This window comes from Kitasatospora sp. NPDC001261, assembly GCF_042896795.1.
In the GTDB taxonomy this organism is placed as follows: Bacteria; Actinomycetota; Actinomycetes; order Streptomycetales; family Streptomycetaceae; genus Kitasatospora.
This window is the reverse complement of the sequence record NZ_JBIAXP010000033.1, coordinates 53,012-73,282: the sequence shown is the minus strand read 5'-3', so window position 1 is coordinate 73,282 and position 20,271 is coordinate 53,012. Positions and strand designations below refer to the sequence as shown.

Below are 20,271 nucleotides of genomic sequence, written 5' to 3'. Positions count from 1 at the left end.
GCCCTGGACACGCCCGCCCGCCCCGAAGTCAGGACCGCAAGGACCCAGATGCCCCGCTCGAAGAAGTTCCGGCGCGCCCGTCTGATCGTGATCGTGCTGGTCGTGCTGTTGGTGGCCGGTGCCGGCTACGGCGGCTACCGCGGGGTCTCCGCGGTTCGCGCCTCCTTCCCGGAGGTCGACGGCAGCGTGAAGGTCGCGGGCCTGAGCGCGCCCGTCGACGTCAAGCGGGACGCGAACGGCATCCCGCAGCTGTACGCCGACACCGACGAGGACCTGTTCCGCGCCCAGGGCTACGTCCAGGCGCAGGACCGTTTCTGGGAGATGGACGTCCGCCGGCACATCACCGCCGGCCGGCTCTCCGAGATGTTCGGCGACAGCCAGGTCGACACCGACACCTTCATCCGCACCATGGGCTGGCGGCAGGTGGCGCAGAAGGAGTTCGACACCAAGCTCTCGCCGGAGACCAAGAAGTACCTCCAGGCCTACTCGGACGGTGTGAACGCCTGGCTCTCCGAGCACCCCGGCGGCGCGAAGGCCTCGCTGGAGTACGGCCTGCTCGGCGTCGTCAACGGCGGCTACCGGCCCGAGCAGTGGTCCCCGGTCGACTCGGTGGCCTGGCTCAAGGCGATGGCCTGGAACCTCTCCGGGAACCTCCAGGAGGAGATCGACCGCTCGCTGCTGGCCCAGGACTTCGGCCCGGACAAGATCGCCGAGCTGTACCCGGACTACCCGTACGCCCGCAACGGCACCATCGTGAAGACCGGCGCGGTGACCGGCGACAACTACCGCCCCGCGGACGGCTCCCCGCAGTCCGGCACGCCCGCCGGAACGTCCGCCACCGCCCAGGGCGCGGCCACCACCAAGGCGATGCTGCAGAGCCTGACGGACCGGGTCGACGCGATGCCGCAGCTGCTCGGCCGCCCCGGCCAGGGCATCGGTTCCAACTCCTGGGTGGTCGCGGGCTCGCACACCACCACCGGCAAGCCGCTGCTGGCCAACGACCCGCACCTGGGCCCCGGCCTGCCCTCGGTCTGGTACCAGATGGGCCTGCACTGCCGGACCAGCTCCCCGGCCTGCCAGTTCGACGTCTCCGGCTTCACCTTCGCGGGCATGCCCGGCGTGGTCATCGGCCACAACAAGGACATCGCCTGGGGCTTCACCAACCTCGGCGCCGACGTCACCGACCTCTTCCTGGAGAAGGTCACCGGCCCGGAGACCTACCAGGTGGACGGCAAGGACGTGAAGTTCGACCTCCGCAAGGAGACCATCAAGGTCGCCGGCGGGGAGGACCGCACCATCACCGTCCGCACCACCCAGACCGGCGCCCCGCTCATCTCCGACCAGAGCACCGAGCAGCAGAACGTCGGCAAGTACGCCCCCAACGGCCCCTCCGCCCCGGACCGCGGCACCAGCGGCTACGGCGTCGCCCTGCAGTGGACGGCGCTCAGCCCCGGCAAGACCATGGACGCCGTCTTCGAGCTGGACAAGGCGAAGAACTGGGACGAGTTCCGCGCCGCCGCCAAGGACTTCACCGTCCCCGCGCAGAACCTGATCTACGCCGACGCCAAGAACATCGGCTACCAGGCCCCGGGCACCATCCCGGTCCGCGGCAAGGGCGACGGCACCCTCCCGGCGCTGGGCTGGGACTCCGCGTACCAGTGGAAGGACCCGATCCCCTTCAACGCGCTGCCGTGGAGCCTCAACCCCTCGGCCGGCTACATCGTCACCGCCAACCAGGCCGTGGTGGACCCGAGCTACAAGTACAACCTCACCAAGGACTGGGAGTACGGCACCCGCGCCAAGGAGATCACCGACCAGATCGAGGGCCTGCTCAAGAACAACGGCAAGATCTCGCCGGACGACATGCAGACCCTCCAGCTGGACAACACCAGCGTGATGGCCAAGACGCTGGTCCCGCTGCTGCTCAAGCAGCCGGTCAGCGACCCGTACGTGCGCGAGGCCCAGGACCTGCTGAAGGACTGGAACTTCCACCAGGACGCCGACTCGGCCGCCGCCGCCTACTACAACGGCGTCTGGCGCCAGCTGCTGATCCTCGCCTTCGGCCAGAAGTTCCCGGCCGACCTGCGGGCCAAGGACAACTGCCTGCTGGTCCGCCAGCAGGACGACCCCACCAAGCCGGACAGCGCCACCAAGATCGTCACCGAGTGCGGCACCCGCGAACCGGGCAAGGCCCAGCCGGACGGCGGCGACCGCTGGACCGAGGTCGTGCGCCAGCAGCTGGAGAAGCCCGACAGCTCGTGGTGGACGTACATCGACGACCAGCACAAGGAGCAGAAGGGCCTGGACAACCTGCTCCAGGAGGCGATGAAGAACGCCCGCCAGGAGCTGACCTCGCTGCTCAGCAAGGACGTCTCCACCTGGAGCTGGGGCCGCCTGCACAAGCTGGAGCTGCGCGAGCAGACCCTCGGCACCGACGACTCCTCGATCGCCTCCGGCGCGGTGCACAAGCTGCTCAACCGCGGCCCGTACCGGCTCTCCGGCGGCTCGGCGGCGGTCGACGCGGCCGGCTGGAACGCGGCGGCCGGCTACCAGGTGGACTGGATCCCGTCGATGCGCATGGTGGTCGACCTGAACGACCTCGACTCCTCGCGCTGGGTCAACGTCGGCGGCGCCTCCGGCCACGCCTTCCACGACAACTACAACGACCAGACCGACCTCTGGCTCAAGGGCAAGCTGCTGACCTGGGCCTACACGCCGGACGCGGTCGAGAAGGCCACCAAGCACAAGCTGGTGCTCACCACCGGCTGACGCCCGTACGGCCCGGACACCGGCGGCCCCGCTCCCCCCGAGGGAGCGGGGCCGCCGCCGTCTCACCCGAGCCTGCGCACCCCCGAGGGCAGCACCGCCAGGTCCACCGGCCGGTCGTGCGGTTCGGCCGGCACCCGCTCCAGCAGCTCGTGCTCGTACAGCAGCACCGCCAGCACCGGCCGAGCGCCCGCCCGCGCCAGCCGGGCCAGCACCCGGTCGTAGCTGCCGCCGCCCCGGCCCAGCCGCAGCCCGGAGCGGTCCACCGCCAGGCCGGGCAGCAGCACCACCGCCGCCCGCGCGACCGCCTCCGGGCCGAGCCGCGGACCGACCGGCTCCAGCAGCCCGCGCCCGGCCGGGGCCAGCGCGTCCGGCCCCGCGTACGCGGCCCAGTCCAGGTCGTTGTCCGGCAGCAGCACCGGCAGCAGCACCCGCACCCCGCGCGCCCGCAGCGCGTCCAGCAGCGGCCTGGTCCCGGGCTCGGCTCCCACCGAGACGTACGCGGCCACCGTGGCGCCGGGGGCGGCCAGCTCCCCGGCGTGCCCGGCCAGCGCGTCGGCCGCCGCCGCCCGCTCCTCGGCGGCCAGTTCGCGCCGCCGCGACAACAGCCGTGTCCTCAGGCCGCTCTTCTCGTTGGGCATCCGATCCTCGTTCATCCGATCCTCCTGGCCTCCGCACCGCCGACGCGCAGAGCCTGACACGCGAAGGGGCACCCCCCATTGACCACCCCGCTGCTGGTCCAGGCCCTGGCCGCACTCGGCGTCCCCGCACTGGCCGGCGCCACCGCCCTCGGACTGCGCGGCCGCCGGGAGCGGGCGCGGGCCGCCGCCGGGGCGCAGCGGCTGCGCGGGCGGATCGCCGAACTGGAGGAGCGCTGCGCCGACCTGGAGCGCACCGCCTCCTGCGACCCGCTCACCGGCGTGTGGAACTACCGCCACCTCCAGCTCACCCTGGACCGGGAGATCGAACGGGCCCGTCGCGCCGAGCACACCGGACAGGCCGACGGCCCGCGCCCGCTCGCCGTGCTGATGCTCGCCATCAGCGGCTTCGACGCGGTCGTCGCCGAGCACGGCCGGGGCCGGGCGGGCGCGGTGCTGCGCGACCTCGCCCAGCGGCTCGCGATGGAGATCCGCCGGGCCGACACCCTCGGCCGCTACGGCGGCGAGGAGTTCCTGGTGGTGCTGCCGGACACCGGCGCCGAGGGCGCCGCCCAGGTCGCCGAGCGGCTGGTCTGGTCGGTCCGCCGGCACCTGCTGCTGGACTGGTCCTCCGGCCCGCGCGAGTCCCGCCCCGCCGCCGGCAACGGCCTGACCGCCGCCGCCGGCATCGCCGTGCTGCCCGAGAACGGCACCCACGCGGCCGTCCTGCTGCGCGCCGCCGACACGGCGCTCGCCGCGGCCCGGGCGGCCGGCGGCGACTGCTGGCGGCTCTCGGCCCGGCCGCCCGGGGAGTCCGGGGAGCCCCGCGCCGACCGCTCCGAACAGGCCGCTCGCACGCCCGATCACGGAACGGATGCCGAACGTGACCGTACGGAAAAGGCGGGTAGTGTGTCGGCCTGTGTCGGCCGGGACCCGTTCGCCCAGCCGGTCGCGACCCATACGACTGCCACCGCGGCCGGGCCCAGCGACGTGCTGTCCTAGCCGTCCGCCCGTACTCGGCCGGGCGAAAACGTGCCTGAGTAAGGTGAACGCATGACGACGACCAACCCCCGAGTTCCGGTGACCAAGGCCGTGGTGCCCGCGGCCGGACTGGGCACCCGCTTCCTTCCGGCGACCAAGGCCACCCCGAAGGAGATGCTCCCGGTCGTCGACAAGCCGGCGATCCAGTACGTCGTCGAGGAGGCCTCCGCCGCGGGCCTGTCCGACATACTGATGGTCACCGGGCGCAACAAGCGGGCCCTGGAGGACCACTTCGACCGCGCCTACGAGCTGGAGGAGCTGCTGGTCCGCAAGGGCGACGAGCAGCGCCTGGCCCGGGTCCGCGAGTCCGTCGAGCTGGCCAACATGCACTACGTCCGCCAGGGCGACCCGAAGGGCCTCGGCCACGCCGTCTCGGTCGCCGAGCAGCACGTCGCCGGCCAGCCCTTCGCCGTCCTGCTCGGCGACGACCTGATCGACCCGCGCGACCCGCTGCTCTCCCGGATGATCGAGGTGCAGCAGCAGCTCGGCGGCTCGGTCGTCGCCCTGATGGAGGTCGACCCCTCCCAGATCCACCTCTACGGCTGCGCCGCCGTCAAGGCGAACGGCTTCGGCGAGGACGTCTTCCAGGTGACCGACCTGGTCGAGAAGCCCGAGCCCGGCGAGGCCCCGTCGAGCTACGCCGTGATCGGCCGCTACGTCCTCGACCCGCTGGTCTTCGACGTGCTGCGGGAGACCCCGCCCGGCCGCGGCGGCGAGATCCAACTGACCGACGCCCTGCGCGAGCTGACCAACCGCGAGGCGGCGGACGGCGGGCAGGTGCACGGCGTGCTCTTCAAGGGCCGCCGCTACGACACCGGCGACCGCGCCGACTACCTGCGCGCTATCGTCCGTCTGGCCGCCGAACGCGAGGACCTGGGCCCGGAGTTCCGCTCCTGGCTGCGGGAGTTCGTCGGCTCCGAGATGCAGGACTGACGCAGGACCACGACCGAGGGAGCGAGCCGCCGATGACCGGGTCCACCGAGCACAGCACCATGCCCAGCGCCTGCTGCGACGCCGGAGCGGACCCGGCCCCGGCGGCCCCCCGCCTCTGGACGGTGGACGAGCACCTCGCCGACGTGCTGGCCGCGGTCGGCCCGCTGCCCGCGATCGAGCTGCAGCTGCTGGAGGCCCGCGGCTGCCGGCTCGAGGAGGACGTGGTCGCCGACGGCGATCTGCCGCCCTTCGACAACAGCTCGATGGACGGCTACGCGGTCCGCACCGCCGACACCGAGGGCGCCACCGACACCTACCCGTCGGTGCTCTCGGTGGTCGGCGACATCGCCGCCGGCGCCGACGCGCTGCCCAGGGTCGGCCCCGGCCAGGCCGCCCGGATCATGACCGGCGCCCCGATGCCGCCCGGCGCCCAGGCCGTCGCCCCGGTCGAGTGGACCGACGGCGGCACCGGCACCGGGGTGGCCGCCGCCGCGATGACCGCGCCGGTCCCGGACGAGGAGGTCCGGGTGCTGCGCCCGGTCGCCGCGGGCGCGCACATCCGCCGCCGCGGCAGCGACGTCGCGGCCGGCGTCCGGGTGCTGGAGGCCGGCACCCGGCTCGGCCCCGCCCAGCTCGGCCTGCTCGCCGCGATCGGCCGGCCCACCGTGAAGGTCCGCCCCCGCCCCCGGGTCGTGGTGCTGTCCACCGGCAGCGAGCTGGTCCAGCCCGGCGAGCCGGTCGGCCCCGGGCAGATCGCCGACTCCAACAGCTTCGCCCTCACCGCGGCCGCCCAGGACGCCGGCGCCATCGCCTTCCGGGTCGGCGCCGTCCCGGACGACGCCGACCGGCTGCGCGCCGTCCTGGAGGACCAGCTCGGCCGGGCTGACCTGATCGTCACCAGCGGCGGGGTCAGCGTCGGCGCGTACGACGTGGTCAAGGAGGTCTTCGAGTCCTACGGCGGGGTCGACTTCCGGAGGCTGCGGATGCAGCCCGGCAAGCCGCAGGGCTTCGGCCGGATCGGCGGCGCGGCCGGGGTGCCGCTGCTCGCCCTGCCCGGCAACCCGGTGAGCGCCTACATCTCCTTCGAGCTCTTCGTCCGCCCGGTCATCCGCACCATGCTCGGCGCCGCCGACGTGCACCGCCCGGTCGTCCGCGCGCTCTGCCCGTCCCCGCTGCGCTCCCCGGCCGGCCGCCGGCAGTTCCTGCGCGGCCGCTACTCGGCGGCCGACGGCACGGTCGAGCCGGTCGGCGGCGCCGGGTCGCACCTGGTGGGCGCGCTGGCCCGGGCCGACTGCCTGATCACCGTCCCCGAGGAGACCACCGAACTGCCGGCCGGCAGCGAGGTGGACGTGGTGTTGCTGGACGCCTGATCGGCCCCCGGGACCGGGGAACGGTACGGTAGCGCGGTATTCGACCTGCGCGCCCCTGGAGTTACCCGTGACGACACCTCCCCCCGGCGACCGCCTCACCCACGTCGACGACCAGGGCGCGGCCCGGATGGTCGACGTGTCCGAGAAGGCCGCCACCGCGCGCACCGCCGTGGCGGCCGGCCGGGTGCGGGTCTCCCCGCAGGTGGTCCGCCTGCTGCGCGGCGAGGGCGTGCCCAAGGGCGACGCCCTCGCGGTGGCCCGGATCGCCGGGATCATGGGCGCCAAGAAGACCCCGGAGCTGATCCCGCTCTGCCACCCGATCGCGGTCTCCGGCGTCAAGGTCGACCTCGCCGTCGCGGACGACGCGGTCGAGATCACCGCCACCGTGAAGACCGCCGACCGCACCGGCGTCGAGATGGAGGCGCTGACCGCCGTCGCGGTGGCCGGGCTGACCGTCGTCGACATGGTCAAGGCGGTGGACAAGGGCGCCACGATCGAGTCCGTCCGGGTGCTGAGCAAGACCGGCGGCAAGAGCGGCGACTGGTTCGCCCCGGAGGTGGCGCAGTGAGGGCCCTGGCGGTCACCGTCTCCAACCGGGCCTCGGCCGGGGTCTACGAGGACCGGGGCGGCCCGCTGCTGGTGGCCGGCCTGACCGCGATGGGCTTCACCGCCGACGGCCCCCGGGTCGTCCCGGACGGCGAGCCGGTGGAGGCCGTGCTGCGCGAGGCCGTCGCGGCCGGCTACGACGTGGTGCTGACCACCGGCGGCACCGGCATCTCGCCGATGGACCTCACCCCCGAGATGACCGCCCGGGTGATCGACCGCCAGGTCCCCGGCATCGCCGAGGCCGTCCGTGCGTACGGCCGGGAGAAGGTGCCGACCTCGGCGCTCTCCCGCGGGCTCGCCGGCCTCGCCGGACGTACCCTGATCGTCAACCTGCCGGGCTCGACCGGCGGCGTCAGGGACGGCCTCGCCGTCCTGGAGCCGCTGCTCGCCCACGCCGTCGACCAGCTCGGCGGCGGGGACCACCCCCGGACCGACGCCCCGGCACCCGGGGCTCCAGCATCCAGGAGAGGGCACTGAACGCCGGCTGGCCGGTAGAACTCCACGAGGGTGAGGTCGTGCTGCGCCCCATCCGGGCCCGCGACCAGCGCGAGTGGCAGGAGGTGAGCCGCCGCAACCGGGACTGGCTGCGCCGCTGGGAGGCCACCGTGCCGCCCGGCCCGGCGGGCCAGGCGGCCGGCGCCCGGCCGACCTACCGGCAGATGGTCCGCTTCCTGCGCGGCGAGGCCTCGGCCGGCCGGATGCTGCCCTTCGTCGTGGTCCACAAGGGCCAGCTGGTCGGCCAGTTGACGGTCGGCGGGATCACCTGGGGATCGATGTGCTCGGCGAACATCGGGTACTGGGTGGACGAGGAGGTGGCCGGCCGGGGCATCATCCCGACCGCCGTGGCCCTTTCGGTGAACTACTGCTTCCGCACGCTCGGACTGCACCGGATCGAGGTCTGCATCCGCCCGGAGAACGGCCCGAGCCGACGGGTGGTGGAAAAGCTCGGCTTCCGCTCGGAGGGAATCCGTCCGCGCTATCTCCACATCGACGGCGACTGGCGCGACCACCTCGTCTACGCGCTGACCGACGAGGAGGTCCCGGAGGGGATGCTGGAGCGCTGGCGCGCGCTCAGTTCCGGGCGCGGGACACGTAATTGAATGTATGTTCGAAAGAAATATCGATATGGCATCGTCGGGGCACCGGACCCGCACAAATAGCGGCAAAATAGTCGGAGAATCAGCTTGATCACACGACACGCCGCACCAAATTGCTGCCAGGCCTTCCCCGGCGCCCGTACGGTGTGAATCGTGAGCAGTAGCGGCCTTATCTACGCCGTCATCGTAGGGGCCTGGGCCGCCTATCTGGTGCCGATGTGGCTCCGCAGGCAGGACGAACTCAACGAGGCGCGCCCGACGGAACGCTTCAGCACCGCCATCCGCCTGCTGGCCGGGCGTTCGGGGCTGGAGCGGCGGGCAGCCCGGGCCCTGGGTGACGAACCGCGTGACGAGCAGAGCGACGACGGTCCTCCCGAACGGGACGAGGCCGCCTCCGGCGACCCCGCACGGGAGCCCGAACCCCCGGTGCAGCGCCCGGCCGAGCGGCCGGGCCCCGAACCGCGGGTCGGGACCGAGCGCCGGGCGCGGCTGCTGGCCCGCCGGCGCCGGATGGTCACCGCCCTGTTCCTCTCCTTCGCGCTCGGCGCGGTGGTCGCCGCGGTGGCCGGACTCGCCTTCCTCTGGGTCCCGGCGGTCCCGGCGGTCCTCCTCACCCTGTACATCGGCCACCTGCGCCGGCTGGAGCGCCAGCGGTACGAGGTGAAGCTCGACCGGGTCCGGGCCGCCCAGGCCGCCGAGCGGCTGCGCAAGCGCGAGCAGCAGCGCGCCGAGGCCCGGCCGCCGGCCGGCGCCCCGGCCGAGGCCCCCGCCGCGGAGCCGGCCCCGGCCGCGCCCGCCGGGGAGCGGCCCGCGCGCCGTTCCCACCTGCGGCTGGCCGCCGACCCCGAGCAGGCCACCGTCTCGGTGCCCTCCGCCTCCGCGGTGGCCGAGGCGACCGAGCACGAGGAGTGGGTCGACGGCATGCGCGAGCGCGGCGCGGCCGGGCCGGACTCCTGGGAGCCGGTGCCCGTCCCGCTGCCGACCTACGTGACCGCCCCGGTCGCCCCCCGGGTCTCCCGCGGCCTCGACCTGTCGGCCCCCGGCACCTGGACCGCCGGGCGCCCCGCCGAGTCCCGCAAGACCCCGCTCTTCGACCAGTACGCCGAGCCCCAGGCTCCCGAGTCGCGCCCGCGCGCGGCCAACGAGTGACGGGGGCCGGGGGTCGGCCCCCGGCCCGCCCGTACGCCGCGACGCACCCACCCGATGCCGCCCCGCCCGCCACCGCGGGCGGGGCGGCCCGCGTTCGGGGCGAGCCCCTGGCCACCCCGGCCGGCACCGTGATCCGGGGGTGGTCACGGACCCCCTCCGAAAGGTGCTAGAGTTTCTTCTCGTTGGGGCTGTGGCGCAGTCCGGTAGCGCACCTCGTTCGCATCGAGGGGGTCAGGGGTTCGAATCCCCTCAGCTCCACCCAACAGATCGGCTCCGGCCGGTCGACGAAATCCCGCCGGGAGGCAACTCCCGGCGGGATTTCGCGTTTTGGGGTCCGGGCCCGGTGCCGACCCCGACCCGGGGCCCGTTGTGGGGGAGGTCACATCGCCCCTCCGGGCCCGTTTCTGACGCGGTTTGGGGCTCAGGGGGGTCGGTTATGGTGGGTGGGCCCAGACGGCGACGAGGGAACGATCTGGTCTATCTCGACGGGGTGCCATCGCGGTGCGCGAGTTCGGTCTGAAACGGTGGGTGCGGCGGTCCGGTCCGGAAGGGTCCGGCGACGCGGCGGAAACCGGAAGGCCGAATTCCTGGACCCTTCCGGCGGCCTGTGTGGCGGCGGTTTCACTGGCGGTGTTCGCCTGGTTCCGGCACGTCCACGGGGCCACCATGGTCGACATGCTGGTCTACCGGGCCGAGGGCCAGGCGGTGGTCCGCGGCGAGGACCTGTACGCGATGCGGCTGCCCGGCTGGGACCTGCCGGCCACCTACCCGCCGTTCGCGGCGATGCTCTTCGTGCCGAGCACCTGGTTCGACGTGAGCACCCTGCGCGTCCTGGTGATGCTCCTCAACTACGCGCTGCTCGCCGTGGCCGTGCACCTGTCGCTCAAGCTGGCCGGCTGGCCGAAGCGGCACCGCGCGGCCGTGGTGGTCCTGGCCACCGGCCTCGGCGTCTGGCTGGAGCCGGTCTTCACCACCTTCCAGTACGGCCAGGTCAACCTCGGCATACTCTGCCTGGTCCTGTGGGACCTGACCCGGCCGGACAGCCACCGCCTCAAGGGCGTGGGCATCGGCCTGGCCACCGCCATCAAGATCACCCCGGGCCTGTTCGCCGTCTACCTGTTCCTGACCGGCCGGGTCCGGGCCGCCTTCGTCTCGGCCGGCACCTTCCTGGCGGCGGGCCTGATCGGCTGGGCCCTCCTGCCCGACGCTTCGTACGGGTTCTGGACCACCTACCTCTGGGACCCGAGCCGGGTCGGCGTGACCGTCCTGGTGGACAACCAGTCGCTGCGCGGCGCCGTCTGCCGGCTGCTCGACGTCAACGACCCCGGCCTGGTCGGGGTCGTCGCCTCGGCGCTGGTCGCGGTGTTCGGGCTCGGGGTGGCGGTGCTGGCCGGCCGCTCGGCGCGGGTGCTGCGGCGGGCCGACGCCTGGGGCGCGGTCTGCGCCGCGCTCACCGCGCTGCTGGTCTCGCCGATCAGCTGGACCCACCACTGGGTCTGGTGTATCCCGCTGCTCGCCCTGCTGGCGGTGGAGGCCAGGACCACGGCCCGGCGGGTGCTGTTCGGCGTGACCGCGGCGGTCTTCCTCTCCCACGTGATGTGGGCGGTGCCGCACCGCTGGGGCCGCGGGGTCGCCTGGTACTGGCAGCTGCCCGGCGCGATCTACCCGCCGATCGCGATCGCCGTCCTGGTCGTCCTGGGCGTGCGGCTGTACCGCGCCCGGCGGCAGGCCGTGGACGCCGCCGGCGGCGGGGCCCTGACCCTGCTGACCGCCAGGCTGGACCGCGACCCCGCGCTGACGAACCGGACCTGACGGACCGGACCCACGGACCCCAGACCGGACGGACCAGACCAGACGTGACCACCCAGACCGCACCCCCGCCGCCGGCCGCCGCCGGGCCCGCCGTCCGCCGGATGGCCGCGGCCGTCCTGCTCGGCCCCGCCCGGCGCACCGCGCTGCTCACCGCGCTCTGCTTCACGGTGACCTGCGCCATCGGCCTGCAGGGCTGGACGTCCGTCTCGCTCGGCGGCTTCGACCTCGGCATCTTCGACCAGGGCGTGCGCGGCTACGCCCACTTCGGGCTGCCCGTCTCGACGCTGAAGAGCTTCCACCACGAGTTCCCGCCCGGCTTCTCGCTGCTGGGCGACCACTTCTCGCCGGTGCTGGCGCTGCTCGCGCCGCTGTACTGGATCTGGGACGACCCGCGCTCGCTGATCATCGGACAGTCGCTGCTGTTCGCGGCCGGCGTGCCGCTGATCCGGCGGATCGCCGGGTACGCCTTCGCCGGCGCCGAGCCGCGCACCGCCCGCCGGGCCGCCGACCTGGCCGGCCTGGTCTACGGGCTCGGCTGGCCGCTGCTGGTCGCCGCCCGGGTGGGCTTCCACGAGGTCGCCTTCGCGGTGCCGCTGACCCTGCTGATGCTGGAGCGCGGGCTGGCCCGCCGGTACGGCACGGTGCTGCTCGCCGCCCTGCTGCTGTGCTGCACCAAGGAGGACCTCGGCCTGCTGGTCGGGGCGTACGGGCTGGTGCTGCTGCTGCGCACCCGCCGCACCGACGACCGGGCGGGCCGCCGCACCGGGCTGGGACTGCTGCTGGGCGGGCCGGTCGCCTCGGCCGCCGCCATCACCTGGCTGATCCCGGCGATGGGCGGGGAACCGGGCTACTACTGGAACTACGGCTCGCTCGGCGCGGACGGCGGCGACGCGCTGCGCAACCTGCTGCACGACCCGTTCCTGCTGGTGCAGGCCGCCTTCGACCAGCCGCTCAAGCCGCTGCTGCTGCTGCTGTGGCTCTTCGGCACCATGCTGCTGCTGCCGCTGCGCTCGGCCACCGTGCTGTGCGCGGTGCCGCTGCTGGCCGAACGGATCCTGTCCAGCAACCCCAACCACTGGTCGATCGCCCGGCACTACGACTCGCTGCTGTGGCCGGTCCTGCTCACCGCCGCGATCGAGGTGCTGGGCCGGCTGAGCGCCACCGGGCGGCCGGAGCGGAGCCTGCGGCGGGCCCGCCGGCTGGGCCTCGGCGCGGCCGGCATCGCGCTGGTGGCCGCGGTGCCGATCGGGCTGGTGCCGCTGGTCCTGCCGTCCTCCTGGGCGCCCAAGCCGAGCGAGGCGGCGCTGGTCCGGGCGGCCGCGCTGATCCCGGACGGGGCGTCCGTCGAGGCGGACAACCAGATCGCGCCGCGGCTGACCGCCCGGACGGACGTGGTGCTGGTGGACGGCACACCGCGCGGGCGCGAGTACGTGCTCACCCGGGGCGACAAGCGGTCCTTCCCGTTCAAGACGGACAAGGAGCAGGCCGAGCGGATCCAGCTGCTGCTGGCGCACGGCTACCGGCAGCTGTGGGCCGAGGACGGGGTCGTGCTGCTGCACCGGGAGGGCGACGAGCCGGTCCCCGGCGAGCACGTGCCGGGGCCGGGCAGCAAGCCGGTCCAGGACGAGGTCCCGACCGACGTCGGACACAACCTGTTCCGCGGCTGAGGGCGGGGCCCGGACACGCCGGAGGGCCGGCCGGAACGACGTCCGGCCGGCCCTCCGGGGCGGGTCAGGGGCGGTCCGAGCCGGTGTAGTGACCGCTCTGGTGGGAGCCCTGCGACGGGACGGCGCCGTAGTGGCCGGGCCGGTGGCCGCGCGGGTGCCGGGTCAGCCGGTAGCCGAGGACGCCGGCCAGCGCGGCCAGGAAGCCGCCGCCGATCGTCCAGTACCAGCGGCTGTTCCAGCCGGAGAACCAGCCGGTGTACCAGTGCTCCTCCTGGGCCACCGGGGCGGCCGCCTTGGCCGTGCTCGCGCCGCCGCCGGCCGGCGGGACCAGCGGGGCCTTCAGCTCGCCGCCCTCCGGCTGGGCGTTGTCCGCGTCGCCCTTGGCGGCGACGTGCAGCTGCACCGAGGAGGCCAGGCCGAGGTCCGGCTGCGGGACGTCGCTGACCGACAGCCGCACGTAGTAGGTGCCGGGCAGCGGGTCGCCGGACCACGGCTCGGCCCAGGTGCGGACCTCGCGCAGGGTGCAGTTCAGCGCCAGCGAGCCGGCGCTCTGCTCGGCGGTGGCGTTCTGGGTGCCGGCGGTGCACGCCTGGCGGCGGCGCAGCCCGTCGAAGACCTCGACGGACCAGGTCTGCGGGCCGTGCCGGTCGGCCGAGGGGGCCAGGCCGACGGTCAGGTTGACCGTCGGGGTCTGGCCCTCGGCGGCGCCGAACGCCCAGTACAGGTAGTCACCGGTGGAGACGGAGACGTTGGCGTCCTGGTTGGGCGAGAGGTTGACCGCGGTCAGGAAGGAGGTGCCGGCCTTGGTGGCCGGGGCCGGGGTGCCGCTCGCACTGGCCGAGGGGGACGGCGAGGCGGCCGAGGCGGCCGGGGCGCCCAGGGCGCTCAGGGCCAGGGCGGGCAGCAGGGCGAGGGCGGCGAGGGCGCCGCGGATCGTCGTACGCATGGTCAGTTCTCCCGCCAGACGGCGATCCGCCAGCGCGCGATCCAGCCGAAGACCAGACCGAAGGCCAGGCCGGCCAGGGTGAGGGTGAGCAGCAGGATCCAGCCGCGGCCGAGGCCCATCGCGGCGCCCTCCGGGGCGGGCGAGGCGGAGGCCAGGTCGACGGTCAGCTCCAGCGGCAGGCCGGGGTCGGCCAGCACGCCGGCCTGCGGGGCCAGCGAGTTGCTGACGACCAGGCAGACCGTGGTCTCCGGCTTCTCCTTGGAGTCCTTGGTGGCCGTGGGGCTCGCGGTGACGTAGCCCTTGGAGTCGTCGGTGGACCAGCGCAGGCCGGTGGAGACCACGTCGGTGCGGCTGCTGCCGGCGTCGGTGCCGCGGACCAGTTCCTGGCCGGTCGCGCTGGTGGCCTGGAGCAGCACCCCGTAGTCCCGGGCCACCGGGCGGTCGAGGGCGACGCTGACCGAGGTGCGCAGCTCCTGGCCGGACTTGACCGGGACCTTGTAGACGCGGTGCTCGGAGAACTTCTCGCGGTCGGTGTAGACGCCCGGGGCGAGCACCGGGGCGCTCTCGCACTTGTCGGTGCCGGTGGTCTTGACCGGGGTCACCGTGTAGGTGTCGTTGGAGCGGTCGACCAGCTGCTTCACCTTGTCGGTGAGCTGCTCCTGGGTGCGGACGTCGGTGTAGGTGCCGCCGGTCGCGTTGGCGATGCAGAGCAGCTGCTGGCGGGTCTTGTCGTCGTGGGCCAGGCCCAGGGTGTCGACCACCAGGTGGATGCCCTGGGAGGCGAGTTCGCGGGCGACGTCACAGGGGTCGGGCGGGGTGCAGGTGTCCTCGCCGTCGGTGATCAGCACCACCCGGCGGGTGGTCTCGCCCTTGCCGAGGTCCTGGGCGGCGCCGCGCAGGGCCAGGCCGATCGGGGTCCAGCCGGTGGGGCGCAGGGTGGCGACGGCGGTCTTGGCCTCGACCTTGTTGGTCTTGCCGACCGGGTACAGCTGCTTGGTGTCCTGGCAGCCCTGGGCCTTGTCGTTGCCGGGGTAGTTCGCCCCCAGGGTGCGGATGCCGAACTCGGTCTCCGCGGGCAGCGCGTCGATCACCTCGTTCAGCGACTGCTGGGCCACCGCGATGCGGCTCTTGCCCTGGATGTCCGCCTCGCGCATGGAGCCGCTGACGTCCAGGACGAGGTCGACCCGGGGCGCCTCCTTGGTCGCGGGAGCGGCGCCGGCTGATGGTTCGTCGGCGTGGGCGGGCAGGCCGAGGAGCAGCGAGGCGCCCGTTATCGCCACTGCTGCCAGCAGGCTGCCGAGCCTGGTCTGTGGTCGTCGTCCGGTAGTCACCCGGCCGATCCTAGGGCGTGTCCGACAATTCCCGCCGGGCGCGCGACGCCGGTGCACGCACCTCGCCGCGTTGTCGTCGGTCGCCGATGCTCCGCATGGACTCCCTCCTCCGCCTTGCGATGCACGCACCCCGACGCCGCGCCCTGATCCGACGCCAATTGTCGGACACGCCCTGGGGATCATCAGTTCGCCATGGCGAAACGGGCCCGGATCGTGCTTCGACCAGCCCCGGCGCGAACTCCGGCGCACAGTTGGGGAATCCGTGCTTTCACAGCGGTCTTACGCGGCCTGGATAGCCTTCCTCTCGGGACGGATCGGGAGCGGGGGAGCGATGGAGCTGACGGCGGTCGGCAAGCGGTACGGGCGGCGGGAGCGGTGGATCCTGCGCGGGGTCGACCTCGCGGTCGGGCCGGGCGAGCTGGTGCGGATCGCCGGGCGGAACGGGAGCGGCAAGTCGACGCTGCTGCGGCTGGTCGCCGGGATCGAGCGGCCGAGCACGGGGCGGGTGGCGCGGCCCGGCCCGGCGGCGTACGTGCCCGAGCGCTTCCCGCCGGCGCTGCCCTTCGACGCCGCCTCCTACCTGCTGCGGGTGGGGCGGGTGCACGGGCTGTCGGCGGAGCGGGCGCGGCGGCGGGCGGGGGAGCTGCTGGACCGGTTCGGTGTCGCGGACCGGGCGGGCACGCCGTTGAGCCGGCTGTCGAAGGGCACCTGCCAGAAGGTCGCGGTCGCCCAGGCGCTGCTCCCCGAGGCGCGGGTGCTGCTGCTGGACGAGGCGTGGACCGGGCTGGACCCGGAGGCCCGGGCGGTGCTGGACGAGGCCGCCGCCGAGCGGGCGGCGGCGGGCGGCACGGTGCTGTTCGTCGACCACGACCCGGCCCGGCTGGCCGGGTTGACCAGCGCCGCGTACCGGGTCGGTGCGGACGGCGTGCTGCGGCCGGTCGAGGACGGGGTGCCGGAGCCGGCGGTGGGCGGCCCGGTGATGGAGGTCGAGGTGGACGTCCCGGACGGCGCCCCGCTGCCCACGGCGCTGCCGGGCGCGCCGGAGGTCACCGCGCTGGCCGGGACGGCGGTGCGGCTGGCGGTGCCGGCCGCGCACTCGGACGCGCTGCTGCGCCGGCTGCTGCTGGGCCGCCCGGCCGTCCGGGTGCTGGCGGTGCGTCGGCGCGAGGAGGGGGAGCGGTGACGGCGCGGATCGGTGCGCTGACCCGGTACCACCTGGAGCTGCTGCTGCGCTCGCACGCCTGGCTGCCGCCGTTCCTGGCGTACGCGGTGCTGCTGGTGGTCGGGGTGGCGGCGGGGGACCCGCTGCTGGGCGGCCTCGGCTTCGGCGCGGGGGTGCTGCTGCCGGTGAGCGCCTGGTACGTGCGCAGTGCGCTGAGCGCGGAGCCGCCGGCCTCGCGGGCCTGCCTGGTGGCGGCGGCGGGCCCGGTCCGGGTCCACCTGGGGGCGCTGCTGGCGGCGCTGACGGTGTCGCTGGTGCTGGCGGTCGGTCAGGTGGCGGCGGTCTGGTGGACCAGCGGGCCGGTGGTCGGCCAGGGGGCGCGGCAGGAACCGGGGACCGGGCCGGCGGTGCTGGCCGGGCTGGTGGCCTCCGTGGTCTGCGCGCTGCTGGGGGTGCTGGCCGGGGCGGTGGCGAACCGTCCGGTGCTGGTCCACGCGCAGTACGGCATCCCGGCGGCGCTGGGGCTGGCCACGCTGCTGCTGGTGGTGCCGGCCTCGCCGGCCAACGCGGCGGTGCGCGGGCTGGTGTCGGCGGCCCGGACCGGCCGGGTCGCGGTGCCGTGGCCGAGCCTGCTGGCCGCCGCCGTCCTGCTGGCGGCGGTCGGCGCGGGGGTGGCGGCGCTGGCCGGGCGGCGGCCGGAGTGAGGGCCGGGGGCTGATCGGCGGGCCCGGGTGATTCGGGCATCGGCGGACACACCGTGGCGGAGTGTCAAAAATACGGATAGCACTCGTTAGGGTGACGAACCGGGACACGGGCGCCGCCGCACCGGCGCCCGGACCCTCCCCGCTAGACCGCGACCCCCAGGACGGTCCGTGGCGACACCCTCCGCCGTGCCGAGATCCGCCGCCGGGCCGAGCCGGCCGGTGCCGACCAGGCGCACCACCGAGCTCGTCCTGGTGGTCGGCGCCGTCCTGATCGCCGTGTTCGGCTACGTCGAGGTCGGCGTCAACCTGGACGGCCACGTCCCGGCCGACGCGGCCGAGTACGGCGCCGCGCTGGGCGTGCTCGCCCTGGCGGCGCACGCCGTGGTCCGGTGGCGGGCCCGGTACGCGGACCCGCTGCTGCTGCCGATCGCGGTGCTGCTGAACGGGATCGGGCTGGTGGTGATCTACCGGCTCGACCGGGCCACCCCGGGGCGCGGCGCCGCCTCCACCCAACTGCTCTGGTCGGCGCTGGGGGTGGCGCTGTTCACCGCGGTGGTGCTGCTGGTGCGCGACCACCGGCGGCTGCGGCGCTACGCGTACGTCGGGGCGCTGGTGGCGCTGGTCCTGCTGGTGCTGCCGATCTTCTTCCCGCCGGTGTACGGCTCCCGGATCTGGGTCGTGGTCGGGCCGCTCTCCTTCCAGCCCGGGGAGTTCGCCAAGATCCTGCTGGCGGTCTTCTTCGCCGCGTACCTGGCGGTGCACCGGGACGCGCTGGCGCTGACCGGCCGCCGGGTCTGGCGCTGGCAGCTGCCGCGCGGGCGGGTGCTCGGGCCGGTGCTGCTGATCTGGGCGGCGTTCGTCGGCGTCCTGGTGCTGGAGACCGACCTCGGCACCTCGCTGCTGTTCTTCGGCCTGTTCGTGGTGATGCTCTACGTGGCGACCGCGCGCACCGGCTGGATCGCGATCGGCCTGGGCCTGGCCGCCGTCGGGGCGGTGACGGTGGGCTGGCTCTCGCCGCACGTGCACAGCCGGGTCGCGGACTGGCTGGACCCGCTGGGCTCGATCGAGGCGGGCCGGGGCGCCAACCAGATCGCCCAGTCGCTGTTCGCCTTCGCCTGGGGCGGCGAGCTGGGCACCGGGCTCGGCAACGGGCACTCGGTGCTGATCGGCTTCGCCGCCAAGTCGGACTTCATCCTCGCCACGATCGGCGAGGAGCTGGGGCTGACCGGGCTGACCGCGGTGTTCCTGCTGTACGCGGCGCTGGTCTCGCGGGGCTTCCGGACCGGCATCGCGCTGCGCGACCCGTTCGGGCGGCTGCTGGCGATCGGGCTGGCCGCGATCGTCGGCCTCCAGGTGTTCGTGGTGGCGGGCGGGGTGCTCGCGCTGATCCCGCTGACCGGGATGACCATGCCGTTCATCGCCCAGGGCGGCTCCTCGGTGGTCACCAACTGGATCATCGTCGCGCTGCTCGTGCGGATGAGCGACGACGCCCGCCGGCCCGTGACCGGGGAGGTCTGATGGCGCGCGTCCGGGCCAGGGGCAACGGCCCGCAGGGGCTGCCCGGCATCTCGGTCACCGGGCGCCGGGCGGGCACCTTCTGCCTGCTGCTGGTCGCGGCGCTGTGCGTGCAGGCCACCCGGGTGCAGGTGTTCCAGGCGCAGGACCTCGACCGCAACAGCGCCAACCAGCGGCTCACCGTCGAGCGGTACGCCCAGCCGCGCGGCGACATCCTGGTCGGCCCGGACCCGGTGACCGGCTCCGAGCCGACCGGCGGCCGGTACGCGTACAAGCGCGGCTACACCGACGGCCCGACCTACGCGGCGGTCACCGGCTTCGCCTCGCAGGCGTACGGCACCACCCAGCTGGAGGGGACCGAGGACGAGCTGCTGACCGGCACCGACGGCCGGCTGGCGGGCTGGTCGGTCTGGGACGCCGTCTCCCGCCGGCAGAACCCCGGCGGGGACGTCCACACCACGCTGAACCGGGCCGCCCAGCAGGCCGCGATGCGCGGGCTCGGCGACCAGAAGGGCGCGGTCGCCGCGATCGAGCCGGCCACCGGGCGGATCCTGGCGCTGGCCAGCACGCCCTCGTACGACCCGGGCTCCTTCGCCGGGTACGGCGCCGACGACCAGGAGGCCTGGAACCGGCTGCAGGCCGACGCCGACCAGCCGATGCTCAACCGGGCGCTGCGCCAGACCTACCCGCCGGGTTCGACCTTCAAGGTGGTCACCGCCGCGGCCGCGCTGGCGGCCGGGGTGGTCACCGACCCGGCCGCGCCGACCGGAGCGCCCTTCCCGTACGTGCTGCCCGGCACGACCACGCCGCTGGTCAACGACACCCCGGCCTGCGACCGGGCCGACCTGTCGCTGGCCGCCGCGATGACCGCCAGCTGCAACAGCGTGCTCGGCTACCTGGGGGTGCGGACCGGGCTGGACCGGATGGCCGAGATGGCCGGGAACCTCGGCTTCAACGACGCGAGGCTGGACGTCCCGGTGCGGGCGGCCCGGTCGAACTTCGACACCCGGATGGACGAGTCGCAGCTGGCGCTCTCCTCGATCGGGCAGTTCGACACGGCGGCCACCCCGCTGACGATGGCGATGGTCGCGGCCGGGGTGGCCAACGACGGGACGGTGATGCGGCCACAGCTCGTGGACCGGCTGACCAGGAGCGACGGCACCACGGTGCAGCTGATGAAGCCGGCCGTGTACCGGCGGGCGATGACCCCGGCGGTGGCCGGGCAGGTGCGCGGGCTGATGACCGGTGTGGTGGAGAACGGCACCGGCGGCAACGCCCGGATCGCCGGGGCGGTGGTCGGCGGCAAGACCGGGACGGCCCAGCACGGGGTGGGCAACAGCGGGACGCCGTACGCCTGGTTCATCGCCTGGGCGGCGCCGGCCGGTTCGGACGCGGTGCCGCCGGTGGCGGTCGCCGTGGTGGTCGAGGACAGCGGGGCCACGGACGTCACGGGTGGCGCGCTGGCGGCGCCGATCGCCCGGTCGGTGATGCGGGCGGTGCTCGGCGGATGATCTCCGCAGGTGCGCTGAGCTGC

At 74.4% G+C, this 20,271-nt stretch carries 17 protein-coding genes and 1 tRNA gene; 15 read left to right on the top strand and 3 right to left on the bottom strand.

All coding sequences use genetic code 11. From position 1 onward, the window contains the following. Window positions 1-48: 48 nt before the first annotated feature. Window positions 49-2,769 carry a penicillin acylase family protein gene (locus ACFY4B_RS35040; RefSeq protein ID WP_387974681.1) on the top strand — a complete coding sequence of 907 codons (2,721 nt, stop codon included), beginning with the start codon at window positions 49-51 and terminating at the stop codon, window positions 2,767-2,769. Window positions 2,770-2,831: 62 nt separating this feature from the next. Here ACFY4B_RS35040 and ACFY4B_RS35035 read toward each other — a convergent pair whose 3' ends face one another. Continuing rightward, window positions 2,832-3,422: a 5-formyltetrahydrofolate cyclo-ligase gene (locus ACFY4B_RS35035; protein ID WP_074001262.1), complete on the bottom strand. Its 591-nt coding sequence runs from the start codon at window positions 3,420-3,422 to the stop codon at window positions 2,832-2,834. Between the two features lie 63 nt (window positions 3,423-3,485). Here ACFY4B_RS35035 and ACFY4B_RS35030 point away from each other — a divergent pair, with 63 nt between their 5' ends. From ACFY4B_RS35030 to ACFY4B_RS34985, 10 genes are all read left to right on the top strand, one after another. Further along, on the top strand, window positions 3,486-4,406 hold the full coding sequence (locus ACFY4B_RS35030; RefSeq protein ID WP_074001263.1) for a GGDEF domain-containing protein: 921 nt from the start codon (window positions 3,486-3,488) through the stop codon (window positions 4,404-4,406). Between the two features lie 51 nt (window positions 4,407-4,457). Next, window positions 4,458-5,378 (top strand): UTP--glucose-1-phosphate uridylyltransferase GalU, encoded by a 921-nt coding sequence (gene galU / locus ACFY4B_RS35025; RefSeq protein ID WP_049660927.1) that lies wholly within the window; start codon window positions 4,458-4,460, stop codon window positions 5,376-5,378. Between the two features lie 32 nt (window positions 5,379-5,410). Continuing rightward, a complete protein-coding gene (gene glp, locus ACFY4B_RS35020) occupies window positions 5,411-6,748 on the top strand; it encodes a gephyrin-like molybdotransferase Glp (RefSeq protein ID WP_117489260.1) in 1,338 nt (445 codons plus the stop codon). Between the two features lie 127 nt (window positions 6,749-6,875). After that, window positions 6,876-7,316, top strand: coding sequence for a cyclic pyranopterin monophosphate synthase MoaC (gene moaC, locus ACFY4B_RS35015; RefSeq protein ID WP_259316910.1), 441 nt, complete (start codon window positions 6,876-6,878; stop codon window positions 7,314-7,316). Next, complete coding sequence (locus tag ACFY4B_RS35010; protein ID WP_049660037.1) at window positions 7,313-7,831, top strand: molybdenum cofactor biosynthesis protein B; 519 nt, start codon at window positions 7,313-7,315, stop codon at window positions 7,829-7,831. The genes moaC and ACFY4B_RS35010 overlap by 4 nt, the downstream gene beginning before the upstream one ends. A 38-nt stretch (window positions 7,832-7,869) precedes the next feature. Next, window positions 7,870-8,454: a GNAT family N-acetyltransferase gene (locus ACFY4B_RS35005; protein ID WP_369808369.1), complete on the top strand. Its 585-nt coding sequence runs from the start codon at window positions 7,870-7,872 to the stop codon at window positions 8,452-8,454. 150 nt (window positions 8,455-8,604) lie between these two features. Beyond that, window positions 8,605-9,600 carry a hypothetical protein gene (locus tag ACFY4B_RS35000; protein WP_380775255.1) on the top strand — a complete coding sequence of 332 codons (996 nt, stop codon included), beginning with the start codon at window positions 8,605-8,607 and terminating at the stop codon, window positions 9,598-9,600. A gap of 184 nt (window positions 9,601-9,784) precedes the next feature. After that, a tRNA-Ala gene (locus ACFY4B_RS34995) sits at window positions 9,785-9,858 on the top strand. Window positions 9,859-10,209: 351 nt separating this feature from the next. Continuing rightward, complete coding sequence (locus ACFY4B_RS34990; RefSeq protein ID WP_387974677.1) at window positions 10,210-11,412, top strand: glycosyltransferase 87 family protein; 1,203 nt, start codon at window positions 10,210-10,212, stop codon at window positions 11,410-11,412. 44 nt (window positions 11,413-11,456) lie between these two features. Continuing rightward, on the top strand, window positions 11,457-13,079 hold the full coding sequence (locus tag ACFY4B_RS34985) for a DUF2079 domain-containing protein (RefSeq protein WP_387974674.1): 1,623 nt from the start codon (window positions 11,457-11,459) through the stop codon (window positions 13,077-13,079). A gap of 64 nt (window positions 13,080-13,143) precedes the next feature. Here the strand turns inward: ACFY4B_RS34985 and ACFY4B_RS34980 are convergent, their stop codons facing one another. Beyond that, window positions 13,144-14,025 carry a peptidase gene (locus ACFY4B_RS34980; RefSeq protein WP_387974672.1) on the bottom strand — a complete coding sequence of 294 codons (882 nt, stop codon included), beginning with the start codon at window positions 14,023-14,025 and terminating at the stop codon, window positions 13,144-13,146. A 2-nt stretch (window positions 14,026-14,027) separates the two neighbouring features. Beyond that, on the bottom strand, window positions 14,028-15,356 hold the full coding sequence (locus tag ACFY4B_RS34975; RefSeq protein WP_387974669.1) for a VWA domain-containing protein: 1,329 nt from the start codon (window positions 15,354-15,356) through the stop codon (window positions 14,028-14,030). 331 nt (window positions 15,357-15,687) lie between these two features. Here ACFY4B_RS34975 and ACFY4B_RS34970 point away from each other — a divergent pair, with 331 nt between their 5' ends. The 4 genes from ACFY4B_RS34970 (at window position 15,688) to ACFY4B_RS34955 (ending at window position 20,248) form a co-directional block, all read left to right on the top strand. Next, window positions 15,688-16,539 carry an ATP-binding cassette domain-containing protein gene (locus ACFY4B_RS34970; RefSeq protein WP_387974666.1) on the top strand — a complete coding sequence of 284 codons (852 nt, stop codon included), beginning with the start codon at window positions 15,688-15,690 and terminating at the stop codon, window positions 16,537-16,539. Further along, complete coding sequence (locus ACFY4B_RS34965; RefSeq protein WP_375876012.1) at window positions 16,536-17,222, top strand: ABC transporter; 687 nt, start codon at window positions 16,536-16,538, stop codon at window positions 17,220-17,222. Before ACFY4B_RS34970 ends, ACFY4B_RS34965 begins: the two co-directional genes overlap by 4 nt. A gap of 186 nt (window positions 17,223-17,408) precedes the next feature. Further along, window positions 17,409-18,740 carry an FtsW/RodA/SpoVE family cell cycle protein gene (locus tag ACFY4B_RS34960; RefSeq protein ID WP_387974663.1) on the top strand — a complete coding sequence of 444 codons (1,332 nt, stop codon included), beginning with the start codon at window positions 17,409-17,411 and terminating at the stop codon, window positions 18,738-18,740. Next, the gene (locus ACFY4B_RS34955) at window positions 18,740-20,248 is read left to right on the top strand and encodes a penicillin-binding transpeptidase domain-containing protein (protein ID WP_082346127.1); all 1,509 of its coding nucleotides are present in this window, start codon (window positions 18,740-18,742) and stop codon (window positions 20,246-20,248) included. Before ACFY4B_RS34960 ends, ACFY4B_RS34955 begins: the two co-directional genes overlap by 1 nt. Window positions 20,249-20,271 lie beyond the last annotated feature (23 nt).